Origin of the sequence: Enterococcus sp. DIV0086 (assembly GCF_050498705.1) — a bacterium.
GTDB lineage: Bacteria > Bacillota > Bacilli > Lactobacillales > Enterococcaceae > Enterococcus > Enterococcus faecalis.
In genome coordinates this window covers 2,729,894-2,751,248 of record NZ_JBNIDN010000001.1, presented here as the reverse complement: position 1 = coordinate 2,751,248, position 21,355 = coordinate 2,729,894, and the positions used below count along the sequence as shown (strand labels likewise).

The window sequence follows — 21,355 nt, the reverse complement described above, 5'->3', positions numbered from 1 at the left end:
CAAAGCTACTAACTGTTGATTAATTTTTTTAATCTTTTGCTCCTCCATTTGAATTAAATGTCGCGATTGATCTCGTTTTCTTAACAAAATAGTTTCCAAAAAAGAAGCATCCTTAAGTTTTCTCAAAGTTTCTGCCATCTCTTCAACTTTAAACCCTGAATCTCTTAACAGTAAAATTTGTTTCAATAAAGGAATTTGATGTGCGCTATAATAGCGATATCCTGTTTTTTTATCAATTTCATTTGGAACAAAAATTCCTGCTTTTTCATAATGACGCAGCATCCGTGGGGAAATATCCATTAACTTGGCAAATTGCCCAATTTGATACATAGAGTCTCCTTTTCATTCAATTGATATTCTTATCATAAACCTTGACACCATGTGAAAGTCAATGAAAAAGTTTCTATTCATACACTTCTATTTTATTTGAATATTCCCGTGATCTTTCTCTTGTTATTTTCTAAAAATCTCCTTTACATTTACCAAAACAGTTGATACGATTAGTATACCTTCTTAAAATTAGGATTTTATAATCTTTAATTTACTAAAAGGCAATCGAAATGAAATCATCTAACCATTAACTTTATTCAGGTCATCAATCTCTTATTTTTGAAAAATAAAATACTCGACAGTTCATTCATTTTTTTCATATGCGTTTATATGGAATCTAGTTCCTGTGTTAAACTCTGATGGTTATAAAGTTTTAATCACGTTATTCAGTGTAGATGAATTAGAAAATAAAAGAAAAAATCACTTGATTGTAAAGCTAATACAAGCAATTAGTTTGTTATTGGTCATTGAAACAGTCATTAGTTGGTTTGTGTGAGGTGACTAAGTTGTTAGAACTAAATGATTACACATTGAAAATAAATAATAAATTACTTTTAGAACATACAAAAGTTTCATTTAGAAAAGGGGTGATTAATCATATCTTAGGGAAAAACGGTGTAGGGAAATCACAATTTGCTAAGGATTTATTGTTAAACCGAAGTGGTTTAATCCCTTCTGAAATAAGTAAAAATGTTACGATTATTTCAAGCTTTTCTAATGTCCCTAACGATTTAAAAGTCTGCGAATTATTTATTCTTCTAGAGAAAAGATTTGGTTTAGATTCAGTCGCACACTTGGCTCATTCTTTGCACGCTACAAATATTTCTAAAACTTCCTTAATTGGACAATTAAGTGATGGACAAAAATAAAAACTAAAATTACTTTCTTTTTTTCTGGAAGATAAATCAATTATTGTATTAGATGAAATTACCAACGCCTTAGATAAACAGACAATTAATGAAATCTATCTATTTCTACTTGCATATATAAAAAATCATCCTAAAAAAATTATTCTAAACATCACACACAATTTATCAGATTTAAAAAATTTAAAAGGCAACTATTACTTAATTGAAGATTTCAAAATGATTCGTTTTACTAATCAAACTGAAGTTATTCAGAAGTATATTGAGGGGTGAAATTTTGGAATTAAAAAAAAACGATTTCCAACAAAATAATGATTATTTTAATTGCAATTATCGTTGCAATCTTTGCAATGGGATGGATTCTACCTATTGGCATCGATAAAGTAACTAGGTTAAGTTACCGAGAATACTTATTTAGTACATATACTGTATTTACACAATTTGGCTTTCTAATGTTTTCGTTTCTAGTCTCTTTCTTTATTAATAAAGAGTACTCAGGAAAAACAATTTTATTTTATCGTATGATGAATACCAATAGCCTTACTTTTTATATAAAAAAGTTTTGACACTTACGGTAGAGACCCTAGGCAGTATTCTAGTTCTGTTATTTATCGTTTCCTTTATTTTTATGGATTTTTCTGTAATTCTGCAAATGTTTTTTTTATTATCGATGATTTCAATTCAGTATATTTTAATTGTTGCGTTGATCAGTTTTTTATCTGCTAACGTTCTTTTATCTATCGGTTTTAGCATACTCTATTGGATTACAACAGTACTTTTTGTTGCAATTGGTGGATTTTTACGTTTTTTTGCAATATTTGATGCTTCAAACGAATTATATCTAAACGTCCAGAATTTTTTAGAAGGCTCAGAAAACTCAATTAGTTTTGACCACAATTTATTGATTATCTTGTATATTATAGTTCTAACAGTCATTGCGCTGGCTATTGCAAGGGTAAATAATAAACGTTGGCTAAGACTAGGAGTATAAACGACACCCACTTCGCAGATAGGATTCATCTACTTATTCGAGACAATAGATTAAATCAAATACAACTAGTTGAAACTAAAAAAGTATCAATTTTGATACGCCCCAAACTGATATTTTTCTAAACTTTGGGGCGTGTAATCAAAATACAAGCTTCTTAGTGTGGCACTGGATATTTCACCGCATTTTTCTTCAACTTTTCTTCGATAATTTCGTCCAAATCAAACCCTAAATTATCAGCCATCATGTAGGAGTAAATGAGAACATCAGCCAATTCTTCTTTGATTCGTTCTTCTTGTTTGATGCCTTCTTCTGCTGTTTTCCATTGAAAAAGTTCTAACAATTCTGCTGCTTCTAAACAAATTGAGAGCGCCAAATCTTTTTCATTATGGTGGGGGCGCCAATTTCTTTCATCACGAAATTGATTAATTTTTGCCATTGTATCCATCTGTTCCCCTGCTTTCTTATTCATTTGATGGCAACTGAAACCCATCGAACGTTTCACCATCATAGTATTTTAATAACTGCTCTGTAGACAGTAATGAGGAGGTTATTTCTTCCTCTTCAACAACTGCTTGATTCTCTTCTCTATACAACAAATAAGCCTGTAAAAGCTGTTGGTAGAGTTTTTTTCGTGAAGAGGCTTCCGCTGAAAGAAACGTTAATTCTTTTAAGTGTCCGCGATAGACAGGCAAATCATCAACGAATTCGATTGGTAATTCTACTACAGTTAAATGAAATTCTTCAAAGACTTCTTCGTACATCTGCCATTCCCTCTTTCTGTCGATATTGTTTTGGGGTCATGCCCATTTCTTCTTTAAAACGTTTATAAAAAAAGGCTTTGTCTTGATAGCCGATTCGTTCAACAATCGTTTGAATCGATAAATCTGTTTGCTTCAAGTAGTTTTTCGCCAATTGGATTCGGTAGGCTAAGACAATTTCCGTAAACGTTTTGTTTGTTTTTTCTTTTAAAAAATTCGATAAGTAATTCGGATGAAAATGAAATTTAGCGGCGACTTCTGCTAAAGTGACATGCGCAATCTGTTGCTCAATATACGCTAAAATCACCTCAATACGTTGATGATTCGACAAATAATTATCTTGCATCTTTAAAGCTTCTCTAGGCAGTTGACCTAGTTCCACCACTAGCAAAACAAAGGCCGCTTTGGTCACTTTATTATTAAAATAGGCCATTTTCACAATTTGTTTCAGTAATAATAGCGAATAGACGTGGACATCCGAATTTGGCTGGCTGGCAAAAACGAAATATCGAGGAATGTTTTCAAATTCACTGCTAGCAATTTCTGTAAAAAAACGATACATGACTGGTTCTTCCGCCAGCTGATTTAAGAGCGTATCAAGAAAATAGTGCTTTTTAAAATAAAATATAATCATAGACATTCCTTGCCCCTGATAGCTAACCGAGGTGGCCTCATTGACAATCATGACTTGGCCAGCCGAAAACGAACACCTTTGTTGATCCAAATAAGCATTGCCATCTTGCTCTAAACAATAGAGCATCCGAATAAATCCTTTCGGAACGTCAATTGTTTCCGAAGATGCCAACATAAAGCCCGCAATTTCTCGATGCGGATTTTCCTTAAATTGCGCTATTTCATTCTCAAGAGCATTGGTAGTGGTTAAATAACAATCTAAGGTCTCTAAAAACTGATAAAATGCTGCATATTGCTCTTCTTTGCTTGCCAATTAATCACCTCATAATCCAACACTTTTTACTTTACTCCCTCTATTTTTTTCTTTGGCGTTTCCTTCTATACTAGATACATGGTAACACGAAAAAAGAGATTCAACAGTTTTTAGGAGGAATTTTTTATGAAAATTAGTTTTATCGGTGCTGGAAATATGGCATCCGCTATTGCCAAAGGTGCACTAAAAAAGCAATTTATTGCCGCAGAAAACCTTTATTTTTATGATATTCAAGTCGAAAAAACCGCCGCTTTTGCACAAGAAATTGGTGCACACGCGGTTGCTTCGCCTCAAGAAGCTATTACAGTAGCTGACTTAGTTATTTTAGCGGTGAAACCGCAATTCGTTCAAGCGGCTTTACTTGAAGCAAAAGAAGCAATTTTAGACAAGCAACCGTTAATTGTTTCCATTGCAGCAGGTACGACTATTGCAGAATTGTATCAACTGTTTGAGACTACCCAACCGCTTCGTCTTGTTCGTGTGATGCCCAATATGAATGCGTTGATTGGCGCGGGTGCAGCAGCTGTTTGTGGCAACGCTTTTGCATCCCCTGAAGACATCCAGACTGTTTTATCATTGTTTCGAGCAGTTGGCCAAGCTTGGGAATTAGAGGAACAGTATTTTTCGATTTTTACTGCTATTGCAGGTAGCACTCCTGCGTATGCTTTCTTATTTATTGATTCGATTGCCCGAGCAGCCGTTAAAAATGGTATGAACAAAGAGTTAGCCTTAGAAATTGCCACACAAGCTGTACTAGGCAGCGCTCAAACTTTGGCAAATAGCACAGAGAATCCTTGGACTTTAATCGACCAAGTCAGTTCTCCTGGTGGAACCACGGTTGCTGGGATTGTCGAATTAGAAAACAATGCGTTTATTTCAACAGTCATCAAAGGGATTGAGGCCACCATCCTTCGGGATCAAGAATTAGCCAAACAAGACTGATAAGAATAATTACATGAGCGAATAAATAAGAAAAAGCGCTGAAAATTCAGCGCTTTTTCTTATTTTAGTTGAATGAGTAAGCCAAAATGATCACTGACTATCGGTGTTTTCCTACCATCAAAAATTACTTCATATTTTCGTACGTGCCACTGTTTTGGAACAAATGCGTAGTCAATCCGCAAGGCTGCTTCATTTTCTTCCCAGCCATCTATTTTTTTCTCTACTGTAGCTTCACCGCTTGTCTCTCCCGCTACAACAAATGCATCTTGAATCGGCAAGTAACTATTTTCCACTAATTGATAGCCAGTTGTACCAGCTGGGTTGTTTAAATCGCCTAAAATGACTAACGGTTGTTGCCCCATCGCTAAGTATTTCTCTAGTTGTAGCCATTCATAGGCAAAACCTGTACAGGGTGTTTCCCACCAAGAAAAGTGACCAGAGACAACAGTAAGCGTACCTTTTGAACTCTCTGTCTCCGCTACTAAGATTTTTCTTGTTCGATAATTCGTTGGTTCTTGGCTTTCTGAAATAAGGAGAGCTTCACTAGTCAACGGACATTTCGAAAGTAGTGCGTTCCCTTCTTCATAAATAGCGTAACCAACGTGGCTCATTTCCCAACTCCAATAATAGTATTGGCCTTTTTCAGCTAGATATTGAACGATTAGATATGCAAAATTATCTTCATGGATCGGCGTTTGGGTCGCTATGGGACAAAAAGTAGTTAACTGTTCTAACGGCACTTTCTTGGAAGCGACTTTCTGATTCACTTCTTGTAAGGCAATTATTTCACTTTCAGAAGATAAAATCACCTTGGCAATCTCCTCTAATTTTTTTAATGGTTCTTCTTCTAACCAGCTATGAGTATTGATTGTTAAAAGATTCATCTTTTCCCCTTCTCTTACATGTTATTAGGTCTGTGAGTGGGACAAAAATCACTTTGGATTTTTGCTTCACGCGCAAAACCTGATAAACGGCGGGAACAGAACCAACTCCTTCGGAAATAAGCCGAAATTATCCAAAAATTAAAAAGCAATTTCCGGAAATTCCTTCTTATTTCTCGGAGTTAAACGGTTCTGTCCCGACCTCATACCTAATCATTTAAATTTCAATCTGTCCGATCACAGTTCCCGCAGTGGTGGTTCCTAGTTGATTAATAACTACTTGTTCCACTTTGTCGCTGTTTGTAAAAGCGACAATAATCGTTGTTTCTTTGCCAGCTTGTTCAATCACATCCAAGTTCATTTTAGCTAGTTTCGTCCCAGCTTTCAATGATTGTCCTTCTTTAACAAAAGATTCAAAAGCAGGTGTTGCCATTTCAACTGTATCAATTCCCATATGGACAAGTACTTCAATACCTTCTTCTGTTTGTAGCCCAATCGCATGTTTGCTTGGGAAAACACTTAGGACTTTCCCCGAAATTGGTGCCGCCACCTCTCCTTCTAGAGGCTTAACTGCAAATCCATCCCCCATCATTTTTTGTGAAAAGACAGGATCATTGACTTGCGCCATTGGAATAACTTCCCCTGTCGCTACAGCCACGAAATTTTTTTTCTTGCCTAAGAAATTCGTTGTTGGCACTCCTGTTGTACTTTCTGCTATAACTGGTTCTGGAATGTCAACGCCGGAAGCTAGTAAATCTTCAATATCGGATTTTAAAACATCGGCTTTTGGTCCATAAACGGCTTGAACGCCATTATCTTTCACAATCAAGCCCATTGCGCCTGCCCGTTTCCACGCCTCTTCCGAACCGACTTTTTCTCGATCCTTTACACTGACACGTAAGCGTGTCATACACGCATCAACTTCTTTGATATTTTGTTTACCACCAAGTAAGTAGACAATTTGCGCGATTTGCTGATCGACGACACCTCAACCAGCCGCGCCAGATGCGATTTCTTCGCCGTTATCATTGTCGTAGTTTCCATTTCTTCCAGGTGTTGCGTAATTAAATTTTTTAATTAAGAAATTCGCTAAGAAATAAGTGACAACACCAAAAATGATGACCATTAAAACAAAATTGATTAAATCGCCACCTAAACCAGCTTTTATTGCTAGCGGTGTTCTTGTTAACAATTCAATATTTCCAAACGAATGCACACGCAATGGTAAAATATCAGCCATTGCAAAAGCAGCACCTTGGATCACGGCATAAATCACATAAAGCGGCACTGCAGCAAACATAAACATGAATTCTAGCGGCTCTGTCACACCAGTTAAGAAAACAGCTAAAGCAGCAGAAAAATACATTGATTTATATTTAGCTTTTTTATCTGCATCGACATTACGATACATCGCCAAAGCCATCCCCATTAAAATCCCTGAAGAACCAATCATTTGGCCTACTTTGAATCGAGCTGGTGTCCAATTTTCTAAGACAAACTGATACTTGCTCATATCACCAGCGCCTTTAAGATTCACTAAGTCTGTTGCCCAAGCCAACCATAAAGGATCTTGACCAAAGACTTGGGTTCCAGCTTGTGCGCCAGATAAAATTTCATACGTTCCACCTAATTGTGTATAGTTGATTGGAATCGTCAACATATGATGTAACCCAAAAGGTAATAACAAACGTTCCAACGTTCCATATAAGAATGGCGCTAAAATAGGTGCACTATCTTGAGATTGCGCAATCCATAACCCAAAATTATTAATTCCCGCTTGAATATTTGGCCAAATAAGTGCTAATGCAATTGAGACAATTGTTGACCACAAAATAACGACAAATGGGACAAACCGTTTACCATAAAAAAATGATAGCGCATCTGGTAATTTCCGATAATTGTAATACTTGTTGTAAGCCATCGCACCGACAAAACCAGCAATAATCCCTACAAAAACACCCATATTTAATGCCGGAGCTTCTAAGACACTTGTAAAGAATCCCTTCACCATAATCTTGGTGCCAAATAAGGTATGCGTGAAAGCTTGTTCATCAGCCAACATTTCATTTGTTACACCAAAAATGGCTCCAGTAATACGGTTGATTAAAACAAAAGAAATCCCCGCTGCAAATGCGCCACCTGCACGATCTTTGGCCCAACTGCCACCTATTGCTAACGCAAATAGTAAATGTAAGTTGCCAATAATTGCCCAACCGATACTCTCCAGAACTCCGCCTGTTGTTACTAACAAGCCTAAATTAGGATCGATTAAGGGAAGCGATTTCCCAATACTAATCATTAAACCCGCTGCGGGCATTACTGCCACAACGACCATTAAAGCTTTCCCGAATTTTTGCCAAAACTCAAAACTAAACATTTTTTTCATTCCTGCCACTCCTTACGCAATCGGTTTCGTTATGTTGCCATTATATACTCCTGTTTCCTTTTTGTAAATGCTTTAATTTCAAAAATATTGTGGAAAACAACTCCCTACTACTTAATCCTTTTTTATTTTGTCTTTTAATAAAGCAAATAAAGCTCCTTCTATCCTACCTTTGTTTCAGCTTTTATTCATAAGATTACACTTTTTAAGCATTGACTATTGACTAATGCAATCGGTTGCGTTTATGATAGACCTATCAATAAAATCACTGAGGGGGATTCTCATGAAACAAATCAAACGTTTATTCCAAATTGATCCTTGGAAAATCCGTACTACACACTTAGATAAAGAAAATTTACGTTTACAAGAATCATTAACAAGCATTGGCAACGGCTATATGGGGATGCGGGGAAATTTTGAAGAACACTATTCTGGCGACCACCATCAAGGAACCTATTTAGCAGGTGTTTGGTATCCAGACAAAACACGTGTTGGTTGGTGGAAAAATGGTTATCCTGAATATTTTGGTAAAGTGATTAACGCAATTAATTTCATCGCAATGGACTTACAAATTGATGGACAAACAATTGATTTAGCCACTACACCTTACGAAGATTTTTCTTTAGAATTAGACATGCAAAATGGGGTCCTTTCTCGGCAATTCACCATCCAAACACCGAAGAACAAAGTGCGCTTCTCTTTTGAACGTTTTTTAAGCTTAGAAAAAAAAGAGGCAGCTTACATCCACTTAACAATTGAAATGCTGGAAGGTACAGGCACAATCACTCTTCACTCAAAATTGGATGGCGATGTTCAAAATGAAGACAGCAATTATGAAGAACATTTTTGGGAAGAAAGAGCTATTGAAACACAAGAAACACTTGGCTTTGTTACAACTAAGACCATTCCTAACAACTTTGAAATAGAGCGTTTTACAGTGACTGCAGGCATGCGCCATTTCATCGATGGAGCCTCTGTTGTGCCTACATATACACAACAGCCCTTGGCTTTAACCGCAGAATTGACGGTGTCTTTAAACGAAGGCGAAACGACCGCTATCACAAAAGAAGTGCTTGTCGTTACCAGTCGTGATGTGCCAGAAACGCAACAAATCACACGAGTAAACGAATTATTTTCAGAAATGACCACCTTGTACCCTGAAGCAAAAGCTGGGCAAGCTGCCGCTTGGGCAAAACGTTGGCAATTAGCTGATGTTGTTATTGAAGGAGATGACGAAGCCCAACAAGGCATCCGTTTTAATCTTTTCCAACTTTTCTCAACCTACTATGGCGAAGACGATCGTTTAAATATCGGACCAAAAGGCTTTACGGGCGAAAAATATGGTGGTGCCACATATTGGGATACTGAAGCATATGCTGTCCCACTTTACTTGGCGTTGGCTAAGCCCGAAGTTACTAAAAATCTACTGAAATATCGCCACAATCAATTGCCTCAAGCCATTCATAATGCCCAACAACAAGGGTTAAAGGGTGCGCTTTACCCAATGGTTACTTTTACTGGTGTCGAATGTCATAATGAGTGGGAAATCACTTTTGAAGAGATTCACAGAAATGGTGCGATTGCTTATGCGATTTATAATTATGTCAACTATACAGGAGACGAAGATTATCTAAAAGATGCTGGTCTAGAAGTGCTTGTGGCAATCGCTCGTTTTTGGGCAGATCGGGTCCACTTCTCCCAACGTCATAACCAATATATGATTCATGGCGTAACGGGGCCAAATGAATATGAAAATAATATCAACAATAACTGGTATACCAATACCATCGCTGCGTGGGTTCTACGTTACACCCGTGAGTCTTATTTAAAATTCCAAGAAGAAACAACGCTCAAAATTGCAGACGACGAATTAGCTAAATGGGCAGACATTGTAGAAAATATGTACTTCCCAGTGGATAACGAATTAGGCATTTTTGTACAACATGACACTTTCTTAGATAAAGATTTAATGCCTGTTTCTGATTTACCACTTAGTGAGCTGCCTTTAAATCAACATTGGTCATGGGATAAAATTTTACGGTCTTGTTTCATTAAACAAGCCGATGTTCTTCAAGGAATTTATTTCTTCAATGATGCCTTTTCTTTAGAAGAAAAACGCCGGAACTTTAACTTTTACGAACCAATGACTGTCCATGAATCTTCTCTTTCACCAAGCATTCATGCTGTGTTAGCTGCTGAATTAGGCATGGAAGAAAAAGCAGTGGAAATGTATCAACGAACAGCGCGCCTTGACTTAGATAATTACAATAATGATACAGAAGATGGCTTACACATTACCTCAATGACTGGTAGTTGGCTAGCGATTGTGCAAGGTTTTGCCCAAATGAAAACGGACCATCAACAACTAAAATTTGCACCCTTTTTACCAGCGACTTGGACAGCCTACTCATTCCACATTAATTATCGGAATCGTTTACTATTTGTTGAAGTTGCAGCAGACCAAGTGGCCTTCACTTTACTCGACGGCCCTGCAATTCCATTAACTGTTTACGATCAAAAATACACATTAAAAGATCGATTAGTTTTACCGATCAGAAAGGAAGAAGTTCATGTTTAAAGGCGTTTTGTTTGATTTAGATGGCGTTATTACTGATACAGCAGAATTTCATTACCACGCTTGGAAAAAATTAGGGAACGAAATTGGAATTTCCATTGACCGTGTTTTCAACGAACAATTGAAAGGTGTAAGCCGTGAAGATTCTCTGCAGTTACTGTTAAAATACGGAAAAAAAGAAGGCACGTTTTCTTCTGAAGAATTTGCCCAGTTAGCGCAACGGAAAAACGATTATTACTTGGAAATGATCCAAGCAATTACGCCTGAAGATGTCTATCCAGGAATTCTTTCTTTATTAACGGAATTACGTGAAGCCAATATTAAAATCGCCTTGGCTTCTGCAAGTAAAAATGGGCCTTTTCTTTTAGAAAAAATGCAATTGACACCCCTTTTTGATGCCATTGCTAATCCAGCAGACGTCCAGGCAGGTAAACCCGCTCCAGATATTTTCATTTTAGCTGCGAAAGAAATTGATTTGACACCAGCAGAATGTCTTGGCATTGAAGATGCCAAAGCTGGGATTCAAGCGATTCTTGCTAGCGGAGCGCAACCTGTTGGCGTTGGCCGCAAAGAAGAGTTAGGCGAAGGGTTGCCCATCGTGCCAGAGACGAGCTCTTTAACGTTTGATTACTTAAAAAAAGTGTGGCTTGATCATGAAGGATAATCGTATCACCGTAACCGATATTCCAAACACAAACTTAAAAAAAATTACTTTGAAGAACGACTTTTTAGAAGTCGTTCTTCTCAATTATGGCGCGCGCCTCCATAAACTTTTGATGCCAAATAAAAATAATCATTGGGAAAATATCCTTTTATCGTATGATTCGTATCAAGATGTATTAAAGGATCAAAGCTTTTTTGGCGCCACTGTTGGACCAGTTGCTGGACGCATTCGTAATGGCCATTGGCAAAATGGAATATTAGAACAAAATAGCGACGGTCATCATATCCATGGTGGCTCAAAGGGGTGGTCTTTTCAATATTGGACAGTCGAGCCCTTTGAAAAAAAGGATATCATTGGCGTTGCTTTTCATTTAACCGACACCCTTTCTGGCTATCCCGGACCAATTGAGGCCACCATCACTTATCAGCTAGAGGATAATCATTTACGAATGATCAGTACTGGACGGAGTAAACAGGAAACACTTTTTAATCCTACAAACCACGCCTACTTTAATTTATCTGGCGATGGAAAGTTAGACATTCTGTCACATTTGCTATCTTTGAACTGTCAAGGTATGTTAGAATTAGACGATAATAAGCTGCCTACTGGACGGATTTTACCAGCTTCTGAACTATCCATACGTTTTAATGAACTGACACCTATCGAAACAATCCTCCAACCCTATCCAACCGGGTTAGATGATGTTTTCCCCTTAGTTGGCTCTGACTTAAGACAGCCACAATTATGCTTACAAGAACCTACTTCTGGAAGAAAAATGACGATAGCAACAACGAACCAAAGTATGGTATTATTTTCTACGACTGGTTTTGAGGCTCCATTTTCTATTAATGGACAAGCGATGCATTCAAACTATGGCTTAGCAATTGAACCACAAGAGTATCCAGACATTGTTCATCATCCTCAGTGGGGCTCTATTTTATTACCAGCTAATAAAAAGCAAACCTACCAAACGGTTTATCAATTTAACCTTCTATAATCACTAAGAAAGGCGTGGCAAAAATGGCAATTACAGTAAAAGATGTCGCTAAGAAAGCGGGGGTTGCAACTTCAACCGTTTCGCGTGTCATTAACGATCATCCAAGTATTTCTGAATCGACAAAAAAGAAAGTGCGAAAAGTCATGGATGACTTAGGCTATGTGCCAAATATGACGGCACGGAATTTGGGTAAACGAATTTCAAGTGCCATTGGCGTAATTTTACCTCCTTTAGATTCGAAAGAACGGTTAGGGAATCCATTTTATTTAGAAATTATGGAAGCCATCAACGAGGAAGCCCGTCTTTATGATATGACTACTGCTATTGCAACTGCCAAAAGCTTTGATGTACTATTGGAAAACGTTAAAAGAATGCATCTTCAAAAGCAAGTGGACGGTTTTATTCTTGTGTATTCAGATAGTAAGGACCCCGTCATTGATTACTTATATGAAAACAACATTCCCTTTACTTTAATTGGTCAACCTTACCAACATGAAACGGAAATAGTTTACGTGGATAATGATAATCAATTATTAGGGAAACAAGCGACGGAATTTTTAATTGAAAACGGCCATAAAAATATTTTATTTGTGACCAATACAACGCATGAAAGTTTGTACTTTGAACGTTACTTTGGTTATCAAAAAGCAATGATGATGCAAGGATTAACTGTTTTACCAAGCGTTGCGTTAGAAAAACCTGAAGATTACATGGCTTTTGATGACATTCTTCATCAAAATAATGCCACGGCGTTGGTGGTGATTGATGATATCTTTGCTTTGCGGACGATGCAACTTGCGCAAATCTATGGTTATCAAGTTCCTGAAACGTTATCCATTATTAGTTTTAACAACTCAATCTTTTCAACATTGACACATCCTTATCTAACAAGTATTGACATCGACACGTCAGAATTAGGTCGAATGGCGATGAAAAAATTATATGAATTAATCCACGAAGAATTGACGAATGGTGTCCGTCTCGTTATTCCTCACAAATTAATTAAGCGTGAAACAGTTATTCCTATTCATTAAAAAAGAAGCGTAAGCAGTTTAACACTGCTTACGCTTCTTTCTATGTGTACGCTCTTATTCGTATGTATTACTTTTATAAAATAACTTTTTGCGAAATTTTTTTCCAAAACGTTTCTTCTTTTGCATCAAATTGAGCTGGTTCCCCGTCAGACAATTTTTCATTTAATAATGATAATTTTTCTTGATGTTTTGCATACTCATCTTTTTTTATTAGCTCTAAACGATACGCACGATCCAAGATCGACTCTCGATAGTTAACATTCATTTTCGTTGCCTTCGCCATTTCTTACATTCCTTCCCAAAATAAATTTTCATTTTTTCGTTAAATTCTTCTATAATTATAACAAAAATATCAGAAAAATAAATATGAAACAAACGATAATTGCGAAAATTTTGTTTTTTCATGCAATTATCGTTCGATTATTTAAGAAATTAAAATTATTAACCAATAATTAATCAATCAGCAAACGCATTAAATGAACATCTAAAAATTCACCTTGGTCTGTTTTGGCGCCTCGAGGCATAATTGCTTCTGTTTCAAACCCTAATTTTTTATAGACGTGAATCGCTCGTTGATTGCGATCCTGTACCGTTAATTCCAAGCGACGAATAACATGACTTTCATGCGCCCAGCGAATAAGTTCTTCCATCAGGATACTGCCCAGTCCATAGCCCCAGTACTCTTTTAAAATACTAATGCCAATTTCACCAATATGCTCCATCCGCTTTTTAGAAGAAGCAGACACAGAAGCGGTCCCAATGATCGCTTCTCCCGCTAATGCCACCAATAAAACATTATTTGGCGATTCATAGAGTGTTGCTAGATTTTCAGCCAATTCTGCTGTCGACATAGCCATTCCTCGCTCATCCATTACCAAATAGGGCGTTTCACTCCCAATTTTTGACATCACAGATAGTAATTGATCCGCATCAGTAGGCACTGCTTCTCGAATAGAAAATGTTTGTTCAGTCATATTCGCGAGCCTCCCACGCTTGTAAAATCTCTGCTATTCTTTCTTCTGCCAATGGACCAGTTCCACGGAATTCAAGAACTCTCTTGTCAGCTTCTTGAGAATCTTTATTTAAAATAATTTCTAAATAATCTTCTGGCAATTCTTCTTCAATCAAGCTGCCCCATTCTACAACGGATAGCCCATCTCCTTCAAAATACTCATCTAACCCTAATTCATCCGCACCCTCTTCAACACGATAGACATCCATATGGTATAACGGAAGTTGTCCTTGTGGATATTCTCGGATAATCGTATAGGTGGGACTTTTAATCATTTGGGAAATGCCTAATCCTAAAGCAATCCCTTTCGTCATTGTCGTCTTACCGGCCCCTAAATCACCAGTCAGGACAATTACATCACCAGCTTGTGCCTTTTGTCCAATGATTTTAGCAATTGCTTCTGTTTCCAATGGATTGTTCAGGACAATGTTCATTTTTTTGCCTCCCATCTGCAAGAATCTATGTATGAAAGTATACCGAAAATTCAATAAGTTGACTAGTGGCAGCTTCAAAAAAATAAAGTTGAGGCCCAAGTGTCCTGGGAACCTCAACTTCTACTTTGCTTATTTATCATGCTTTGACATAGTTAATTAGTCGTTCATTAATGTTTGAGCAGCTGTAATGATTGATAATTTATAAACATCTTCTTCGTTTGCACCACGTGATAAGTCAGAAACTGGTTTGTTCAATCCTTGTAAGATTGGGCCAATTGCTTCAAAGTTACCTAAACGTTGAGCAATTTTGTAGCCAATATTTCCTGATTGTAAATCTGGGAATACAAAGACTGTTGCTTCTCCAGCAACTTTTGAGTTAGGCGCTTTTAATTGTGCGACAGAAGATACATAAGAAGCATCAAATTGTAATTCACCATCAATCGCATATTCAGGTGCTAATTCTTGCGCAATTTTTGTAGCTTCAGCAACTTTTGTTACTTCTGGTGCTTTTGCAGAACCTTTTGTTGAAAAACTTAACAATGAAACTTTTGGTTCAATGTCAAATAATTCAGCTGTTTTGGCACTATCAACAGCAATTTCAGCTAATTCTTGTGCAGTTGGGTTCACGTTAATCGCGCAGTCTGAGAATAAATATCTTTCTTGGTCACGACCACGAATCATTAAGAAAGCACCACTTGTACGGCTCACGCCTGGTTTTGTTTTAATGATTTGTAACGCAGGGCGAACTGTATCACCTGTTGAGTGGATAGCACCACTAACCATACCATCAGCAATACCCATGTAAGTTAACATAGTACCGAAATAGTTGACATCTTTTAAGATTTTTTCAGCATCTTCTTTAGTAGCTTTTCCATTACGGCGTTCAACAAATGCTTCGACCATTTCATCCCATTTTTCATAATCATTTGGATTGATAATAATAAAGTTTGATGTGTTGATTCCACGAGCCATAGCAGCATTTGCGATATCTGTTGGATCACCAATTAAGATTGGTTCTACTAATTCATCAGATTTTAAGCGGGCAGCAGCACCTAAGATTCTAGGATCTGTTGCTTCAGGGAAAACAATTTTGATATTACGGCGTACGACTTTAAATTTTAAGCTATCGAATAATTCCACGATAAACCCTCCAGTTTTATATTTACAAAATCCATCATACACTATTCTCAAAGAAAATAACAGTTTTTTCTAGCTGTATTAGTCAAAAAAACCAATAATCCGATAAACTTTTCACAAACTAACTTTTCTACACTATAACAGATTGCGCTGTTACATTACACTGTTTCAGGAAGTTGCCAATCAATCGGCGTTTCCCCTAAGCGTTCTAGAGCGGCATTCGCTTGAGAAAACGGACGTGAGCCAAAAAAACCACGATGTGCTGACAATGGACTTGGATGTGGCGATTTGATAATCACATGCCGAGTCGTATCAATCATTTTAATTTTTTCTTGAGCTGGACGTCCCCATAAAATGAAAACAACAGGTTTTTCACGCTCATTCAACTTTTCGATAATGACATCTGTCAGTTGCTCCCACCCTTTACCTCGATGGGAATAGGCTTGACCTGCCCGAACAGTCAACACAGTATTTAATAATAACACGCCTTGTTTAGCCCAGCTTTCTAAAAAGCCATGGTTGACGGGTTGGTACCCTAAATCAGCTTGTAATTCTTTGTAAATATTCGCAAGAGATGGCGGCACTTTCACACCTGGCTGGACAGAGAAACTTAGTCCGTGTGCTTGATTGGGTCCATGATATGGATCTTGTCCCAAAATTACTACTTTTACTTCTTCAAAAGGGGTTAGTTCTAACGCTGAAAATAAATGATACATATCTGGATAAATCGTTTGTGTCTGATATTCTTTTTTCAAAAATTCCCGCAATTCTTGATAATATGGTTTTTCAAATTCAGCAGATAAAACGGTTTGCCAACTATTGTGAATAATTTCTTTCATAATGCTCACTCCTTCGCTCTCTAAGCATAACGAATTTCTCCAAACCTGACAAGAAATTTCTGGGTACTTTCTCTTGGAAAAACGTGGTAAACTATAGGTAAGCTTTAAATAGATAATGAGGTGTAGAGAATCGATGATTAAATTAATTGCTTCAGATATGGATGGAACACTTTTAGATGCAAAAATGAGCATCACAAATGATAACGCTTCAGCAATTCGCGAAGCGGAACGTTTAGGAATCGAATTTATGGTTGCTACTGGCCGCGCATATACCGAAGCGAAACCCGCGTTAGAAGAAGCTGGAATTGACTGCGCCATGATTACTTTAAACGGCGCCCAAGTGTTCGACAAAGATGGACACTCACTTTTCACGGCTGGGATCGAAAAAGAAACAGTAACAGAAGTACTAACTATTTTGAGTCAACACAATGTTTACTATGAAATCTCTACAAATAAAGGTATTTTTTCTGAACATCAAGAAAAAAGAATTGAAAACTTTGCCGCTCATATTGCAGAATCCATGCCCCATTTAACTTATAAAGTGGCGATTGCCATGGCTTCAGCACACCTATCTTTATTGCATATTACCTATGTTGATCGTTTAGACGACATTTTAAAAGATGATTCGATTGAAGTCCTTAAAATTATTGGCTTCAGTATGGATGGGCCGAAAGTATTAGGCCCTGCTGGGATGGAAGTAGAAGAACTAGATGATTTGGTTGTTACCTCTTCTGCGCTTAATAATATTGAAATTAACCACCGCCTAGCACAAAAAGGGATTGCAGTTGCGCGCGTCGCTAAAGAACGTGGGATTCCCGCTGAACAAGTCATGACTATTGGTGATAATTTAAATGACGTCAGCATGATTCAATGGGCTGGGGTAAGTTTTGCAATGGGCAATGCCGAACTGGAATTAAAAGAATACGCTAAATATGAAACAGCCACTAATTTAGAAAATGGTGTTGGCGAAGCCATCCTGCGTGCAATAAGAGAAGATTTGTAATAAGCACTACCAGTTACAGCACTCATTTATATATAGAAAGGAGATCGTGTCGTGTCTGAATTTTTTATTCAAGAACAACAGTTAGGAAAAGTTACGCGAACCATCGTGAAAGACCAAGCAGGCCGTTCACTTTTTCTATTGGTGGGGCGCTGGGGCACACGAGGAGATGCGCTTTCTTTATATGCAATGAACGGAGAAATTTTAGCCAGTATTAAACAAGTTTCTTGGACTTTTGGTACACGATTTGAGTTATATCAGCGTTTTGAAAAAGTGGGTACTCTACGAAAACTGTTCAATTTGAATGCTGATTTCTATTATGTTCAAGGCCTTCACTGGGCAGTTGTTGGTGATATCAAAGCGCATCAATATTCAATTTATCAAGTCCATAAAAAAATTATGTCAATGGATAAAACCATGCTTTGTACAGGCGACTATTTTGTTTTAACTGTTGCCAATGATGAGGACGCACCGTTGTGCATCTGCATAGCAGCTGTCCTTGACTACTGGTTATATAATAAGAAAAAACAAAAAACTTCCGATGATTTTGGATTAGATTTTGATCCTTTAACGGATTAATGAAAAATAACGAAGCTAAAGTGATTGACTTTAGCTTCGTTATTTTTACACTTCTTTTTGCATATGATTGTATAAGTGACCACTAATAGTCATTGTTGTGACATCTTTAAAGCCTTTACTTGCGTATAACTTTCTCGCCCCTGGATTGTCAAAATCAACATTTAGACCCAAGGCTTGCTTCCCGCTAGCTTTGGCTACTTCAGGTAAAGCATCTAATAACTTAGAACCAATTCCCATTCCACGGAAACGTTCATCCACAGAGATCGTGTCTAAATACCATTCATTAGGCAAGGTTTCTTCTTCAATAAATAGCCGAACATCTTCTGCTAAGCCATGTTTTTTAAAGACTTCTCTTAAAGGTTCATCAATAATCTTTTCATCTTCTGCAGGATAGCCGACAGCAATCCCTGCAACTTCACCTGCATGTTCATAAACTAAAATTCGTTGATAGCCATAGCGATAGGTTGGATACGCCGTTGCCTCTGCTAATAGGTCAATCATTTGTTCTTCTGAGACTTCTTCTAAAATTGGTAACTCCATATCTTTTAAAATAACTAAGACCAGCCGAGCAATCGCTTGACCGTCTTCTTTTGTTGCCGAGCGAATCATTGTAATTCTCCTTTACATTTAACTAAAAAAGAACTGGCTACTATCATTACTGACTTAGCCAATTCCTTTTATCTTGTCTTTAGTATAACAAATTTATTATTGAATTTCTACTGTAACCTGACGTCGTCCCCAAACATGACATTGGTCTATTGAATCAAAATGAACATCAATAATATTTCCTTGAATAGCGCCACCTGTATCTCCAGCAATAGCAAAGCCATAACCAGAGACTTTCACTAATGACCCCAGAGGAATTACGCTTGGATCAACTGCAACTACATTGCTTTGTTTACTTAAGTCAATACCAGTAGCACTTAGATTACTTGCACCTGGCTCACGCCAAGAATAAGCAGTTGATTCCATCTGAAGCACACGACCAGAGCCAGTTCCTGGTGTTGATGATTCGTCTGTCGTTGATGACGATTCGGATGAACTAGCAGAACTTGAAGATTCAGTGCTACTGCTTTCTATACTTGTAGAAGAGCTTGATGCTTGACTGATTGACTCTTCAGCAGCTTTGGCTTCTAGTTTGGCCGCCGCATCTGCTTGCGCTTGTTTGTCGGCAGCTGCTTGTTTCTTCGCTGCTTCTGCTTTGGCAGTTTCTGCCGCACGTTTTTTCTGTGCCTCAGCTGCTGCTTTTTCGCTGACTAAGCGTTGTTGCTCTTTCTGTTTGTCTGTCGAAATTTGAGCCAATAATTCTTCATTATCCGCCATTTTTTCTTTTAACTCAGAGACTTTATTATTCATTGAAGAAGCTTCAACTTGTAATTTCTCTTCATTTTGTTTTAAAGTTGTTTGCGTATTTTCAACTTTTTCTTGTAATGCAGCTAACTTTTCTTTTTCGCTAGTTAAGCTTTCAATCTTTTCCCGTTCAAAGTTTTGTAAAACGGTCATGGCGTAGGCCCGATTAAAGAAATCTGATAAATTTTCTGCATCTAATAAGGCTTGCCAAGTACGTTGGTCGCCATTTAATTGAATATCCTTCATACGATCGCCAACAGCTTCTTTACGACGAGAAATATTTTTTTCTGTTTTTTCTATTTCCTCTTTCGAAGTTTTCAACGTATCTTCCGCTTTTGAAATTTGCGTTTTTAAACGTTCGATTTCCGCATATTTAGCATTTACATCGTCTAAGGCTGAATTGATTTCTTTACTAATTAACTCCCCAGATTGTTTCGCTTGCACTTCTTTTTCTTGCAACGAATCAAGTGATTCTGCTGCCGCAGCGACTGGAAGTCCAAAATTGATAAGCATCATTGTTGTTAAAAATGGTATCAACTTTTTAACCTTCACTAAATCCAACACCTTTCCTAACTTATCTAAAACACCTACTCATTATACTAGTCAGGAGGGCTTGTTTTATTTCAATCATGTTACAATTTATTACAATTTAAATGCAACTCTTTTTTTATCCTGCGTTTATTCATTAGTCCATTTCTATCTCAATTCTTTAAGAATTTCTTAAGACGGCTTAAAAACTAGCTTTTGACGATTTTTCTTTTTTTCATCCCATTAGACCATTGATTGAAATATTTTGTAATATTTTTTGTTAATTATTGGCCCTTTTTCTTCAAATCTTCTAAGAGATGCCGAACTTCTTTGGAATTTTTAATGTTTTTTAAAGTTAGTTTTGGGTAATTGTTAATAAAACGACGTTGTTGGAAATTTAACCGATTTTGGAAATGCTCTTTTTTGGTTCGTTCTTTTAACTTCTGCCAATCAGCTGTAGCGATTTCCATTTTTGTGTTCAACCGTTGCTTAAATTCTTGTTGGTTCGTTTCCAACGTTTGGCCCATCTCGGTAATAAGTTTTTTGAAACCTTGCATGTTCAGCAACGTATAAATTAAGTCAAGCCCCATTACAATCACTATGCAAAGTGCTAAGTAGTTGCCAAAGGTTGCTTGTAAAAAACTGACAACTTTGGCGATTTCTGGTTGAATAACTTTGACAATCAAGACACAACCCAATCCCCAAAAAAGAGAAACCGGTAAAGCCACGCGACCGTTTAAATTAAAAGGTACATCATGATAATCCCACCAAGAGGCATGGAACAGTTTTTCCAAGCCATAACTAGTGACATATTCTAAAATCGTCACTAAAACAGCCGATCCGACATACAATACCAAGAGATTGTTTTCAAAGGGTTCCACAAAATAGAGAACGCTTAAGACCCCAAATCCATAAATAGGACAATAGGGCCCTACCAAAAATCCTCGATAAACAAATTTTTTAGCTTTTAATGAACAATACACCGTTTCCCATAACCAGCCGATAAAGGAATAAATAAAAAATAACAAAATAACCTGACTCATTTTTTCCACGTTTCTGTCACACTCCACTTCTTTGCGCTTTTCTTCTATTTTAACAGAAGTTGAGAA

General features: G+C 37.2%; 19 protein-coding genes and 4 pseudogenes. 9 read left to right on the top strand and 14 right to left on the bottom strand.

Translation table 11 applies throughout. From position 1 onward, the window contains the following. Window positions 1–129: 129 nt before the first annotated feature. Window positions 130–330, bottom strand: a pseudogene (locus tag IGI63_RS13285) (MerR family transcriptional regulator); the annotation flags it as partial. Window positions 331–827: 497 nt separating this feature from the next. Between IGI63_RS13285 and IGI63_RS13280 the strand changes: the two are divergent. Together IGI63_RS13280 and IGI63_RS13275 are read left to right on the top strand one after the other, a co-directional pair. After that, window positions 828–1,469: pseudogene (locus tag IGI63_RS13280) on the top strand (ATP-binding cassette domain-containing protein). Between the two features lie 38 nt (window positions 1,470–1,507). After that, window positions 1,508–2,187, top strand: a pseudogene (locus IGI63_RS13275) (peptide ABC transporter permease). A 154-nt stretch (window positions 2,188–2,341) separates the two neighbouring features. On the opposite strand, the gene IGI63_RS13270 reads toward IGI63_RS13275, so the two are convergent. Genes IGI63_RS13270 through IGI63_RS13260 form a run of 3 tightly spaced genes read right to left on the bottom strand, consistent with a single transcriptional unit; the run spans window position 2,342 to window position 3,891 of the window. Beyond that, the gene (locus tag IGI63_RS13270) at window positions 2,342–2,656 is read right to left on the bottom strand and encodes a nucleotide pyrophosphohydrolase (protein WP_002363321.1); all 315 of its coding nucleotides are present in this window, start codon (window positions 2,654–2,656) and stop codon (window positions 2,342–2,344) included. Continuing rightward, a complete protein-coding gene (locus tag IGI63_RS13265; protein WP_010820724.1) occupies window positions 2,649–2,948 on the bottom strand; it encodes a hypothetical protein in 300 nt (99 codons plus the stop codon). Before IGI63_RS13265 ends, IGI63_RS13270 begins: the two co-directional genes overlap by 8 nt. Further along, entirely contained in the window at window positions 2,929–3,891 is a 963-nt protein-coding gene (locus IGI63_RS13260; RefSeq protein ID WP_429975919.1) for a helix-turn-helix domain-containing protein, read from the bottom strand. The genes IGI63_RS13265 and IGI63_RS13260 overlap by 20 nt, the downstream gene beginning before the upstream one ends. A gap of 126 nt (window positions 3,892–4,017) precedes the next feature. Between IGI63_RS13260 and proC the strand changes: the two genes are divergently transcribed. Next, window positions 4,018–4,833: a pyrroline-5-carboxylate reductase gene (gene proC / locus IGI63_RS13255; protein ID WP_002363318.1), complete on the top strand. Its 816-nt coding sequence runs from the start codon at window positions 4,018–4,020 to the stop codon at window positions 4,831–4,833. A 59-nt stretch (window positions 4,834–4,892) separates the two neighbouring features. Here proC and mapP read toward each other — a convergent pair whose 3' ends face one another. Both mapP and IGI63_RS13245 read right to left on the bottom strand, forming a co-directional pair. Next, window positions 4,893–5,717, bottom strand: a complete 825-nt coding sequence (gene mapP / locus IGI63_RS13250; RefSeq protein ID WP_429975918.1) for a maltose 6'-phosphate phosphatase — start codon at window positions 5,715–5,717, stop codon at window positions 4,893–4,895. 214 nt (window positions 5,718–5,931) lie between these two features. Beyond that, window positions 5,932–8,100 (bottom strand): annotated as a pseudogene (locus IGI63_RS13245) (PTS transporter subunit IIBC). 280 nt (window positions 8,101–8,380) lie between these two features. Here IGI63_RS13245 and IGI63_RS13240 point away from each other — a divergent pair. Genes IGI63_RS13240 through bopD form a run of 4 tightly spaced genes read left to right on the top strand, consistent with a single transcriptional unit; the run spans window position 8,381 to window position 13,367 of the window. Next, window positions 8,381–10,675, top strand: a complete 2,295-nt coding sequence (locus IGI63_RS13240; protein WP_010823462.1) for a glycoside hydrolase family 65 protein — start codon at window positions 8,381–8,383, stop codon at window positions 10,673–10,675. Next, a complete protein-coding gene (gene pgmB / locus IGI63_RS13235) occupies window positions 10,668–11,336 on the top strand; it encodes a beta-phosphoglucomutase (protein ID WP_429975917.1) in 669 nt (222 codons plus the stop codon). Before IGI63_RS13240 ends, pgmB begins: the two co-directional genes overlap by 8 nt. Then, window positions 11,326–12,333 (top strand): aldose epimerase family protein, encoded by a 1,008-nt coding sequence (locus IGI63_RS13230; protein ID WP_429975916.1) that lies wholly within the window; start codon window positions 11,326–11,328, stop codon window positions 12,331–12,333. Before pgmB ends, IGI63_RS13230 begins: the two co-directional genes overlap by 11 nt. A gap of 23 nt (window positions 12,334–12,356) precedes the next feature. Next, window positions 12,357–13,367 carry a LacI family transcriptional regulator BopD gene (gene bopD, locus IGI63_RS13225; protein WP_002358859.1) on the top strand — a complete coding sequence of 337 codons (1,011 nt, stop codon included), beginning with the start codon at window positions 12,357–12,359 and terminating at the stop codon, window positions 13,365–13,367. 73 nt (window positions 13,368–13,440) lie between these two features. Here the strand turns inward: bopD and IGI63_RS13220 are convergent, their stop codons facing one another. The 5 genes from IGI63_RS13220 to IGI63_RS13200 all read right to left on the bottom strand — a co-directional run bounded on the left by IGI63_RS13220 (window position 13,441) and on the right by IGI63_RS13200 (window position 16,789). Continuing rightward, entirely contained in the window at window positions 13,441–13,650 is a 210-nt protein-coding gene (locus IGI63_RS13220; RefSeq protein ID WP_002355840.1) for a hypothetical protein, read from the bottom strand. 169 nt (window positions 13,651–13,819) lie between these two features. Next, window positions 13,820–14,341 carry a GNAT family N-acetyltransferase gene (locus tag IGI63_RS13215; protein ID WP_202575932.1) on the bottom strand — a complete coding sequence of 174 codons (522 nt, stop codon included), beginning with the start codon at window positions 14,339–14,341 and terminating at the stop codon, window positions 13,820–13,822. Then, a complete protein-coding gene (tsaE, locus tag IGI63_RS13210; RefSeq protein ID WP_429975915.1) occupies window positions 14,334–14,828 on the bottom strand; it encodes a tRNA (adenosine(37)-N6)-threonylcarbamoyltransferase complex ATPase subunit type 1 TsaE in 495 nt (164 codons plus the stop codon). Before tsaE ends, IGI63_RS13215 begins: the two co-directional genes overlap by 8 nt. A gap of 141 nt (window positions 14,829–14,969) precedes the next feature. Then, the gene (gene pta, locus IGI63_RS13205; protein WP_002355836.1) at window positions 14,970–15,953 is read right to left on the bottom strand and encodes a phosphate acetyltransferase; all 984 of its coding nucleotides are present in this window, start codon (window positions 15,951–15,953) and stop codon (window positions 14,970–14,972) included. Window positions 15,954–16,108: 155 nt separating this feature from the next. Further along, window positions 16,109–16,789, bottom strand: a complete 681-nt coding sequence (locus tag IGI63_RS13200) for a uracil-DNA glycosylase (RefSeq protein WP_002363309.1) — start codon at window positions 16,787–16,789, stop codon at window positions 16,109–16,111. 133 nt (window positions 16,790–16,922) lie between these two features. Between IGI63_RS13200 and IGI63_RS13195 the strand changes: the two genes are divergently transcribed. Together IGI63_RS13195 and IGI63_RS13190 are read left to right on the top strand one after the other, a co-directional pair. Further along, window positions 16,923–17,792 carry a Cof-type HAD-IIB family hydrolase gene (locus IGI63_RS13195; RefSeq protein WP_002383369.1) on the top strand — a complete coding sequence of 290 codons (870 nt, stop codon included), beginning with the start codon at window positions 16,923–16,925 and terminating at the stop codon, window positions 17,790–17,792. Between the two features lie 51 nt (window positions 17,793–17,843). Then, on the top strand, window positions 17,844–18,368 hold the full coding sequence (locus IGI63_RS13190; RefSeq protein ID WP_002355833.1) for an LURP-one-related/scramblase family protein: 525 nt from the start codon (window positions 17,844–17,846) through the stop codon (window positions 18,366–18,368). Window positions 18,369–18,413: 45 nt separating this feature from the next. On the opposite strand, the gene IGI63_RS13185 is transcribed toward IGI63_RS13190, so the two are convergent. From IGI63_RS13185 to IGI63_RS13175, 3 genes are all read right to left on the bottom strand, one after another. Continuing rightward, complete coding sequence (locus IGI63_RS13185; RefSeq protein WP_002355832.1) at window positions 18,414–18,977, bottom strand: GNAT family N-acetyltransferase; 564 nt, start codon at window positions 18,975–18,977, stop codon at window positions 18,414–18,416. A 96-nt stretch (window positions 18,978–19,073) separates the two neighbouring features. After that, window positions 19,074–20,282 carry a 3D domain-containing protein gene (locus IGI63_RS13180; RefSeq protein ID WP_429975914.1) on the bottom strand — a complete coding sequence of 403 codons (1,209 nt, stop codon included), beginning with the start codon at window positions 20,280–20,282 and terminating at the stop codon, window positions 19,074–19,076. 248 nt (window positions 20,283–20,530) lie between these two features. Beyond that, window positions 20,531–21,298: a putative ABC transporter permease gene (locus IGI63_RS13175; RefSeq protein WP_002387023.1), complete on the bottom strand. Its 768-nt coding sequence runs from the start codon at window positions 21,296–21,298 to the stop codon at window positions 20,531–20,533. Between the last annotated feature and the right edge of the window lie 57 nt (window positions 21,299–21,355).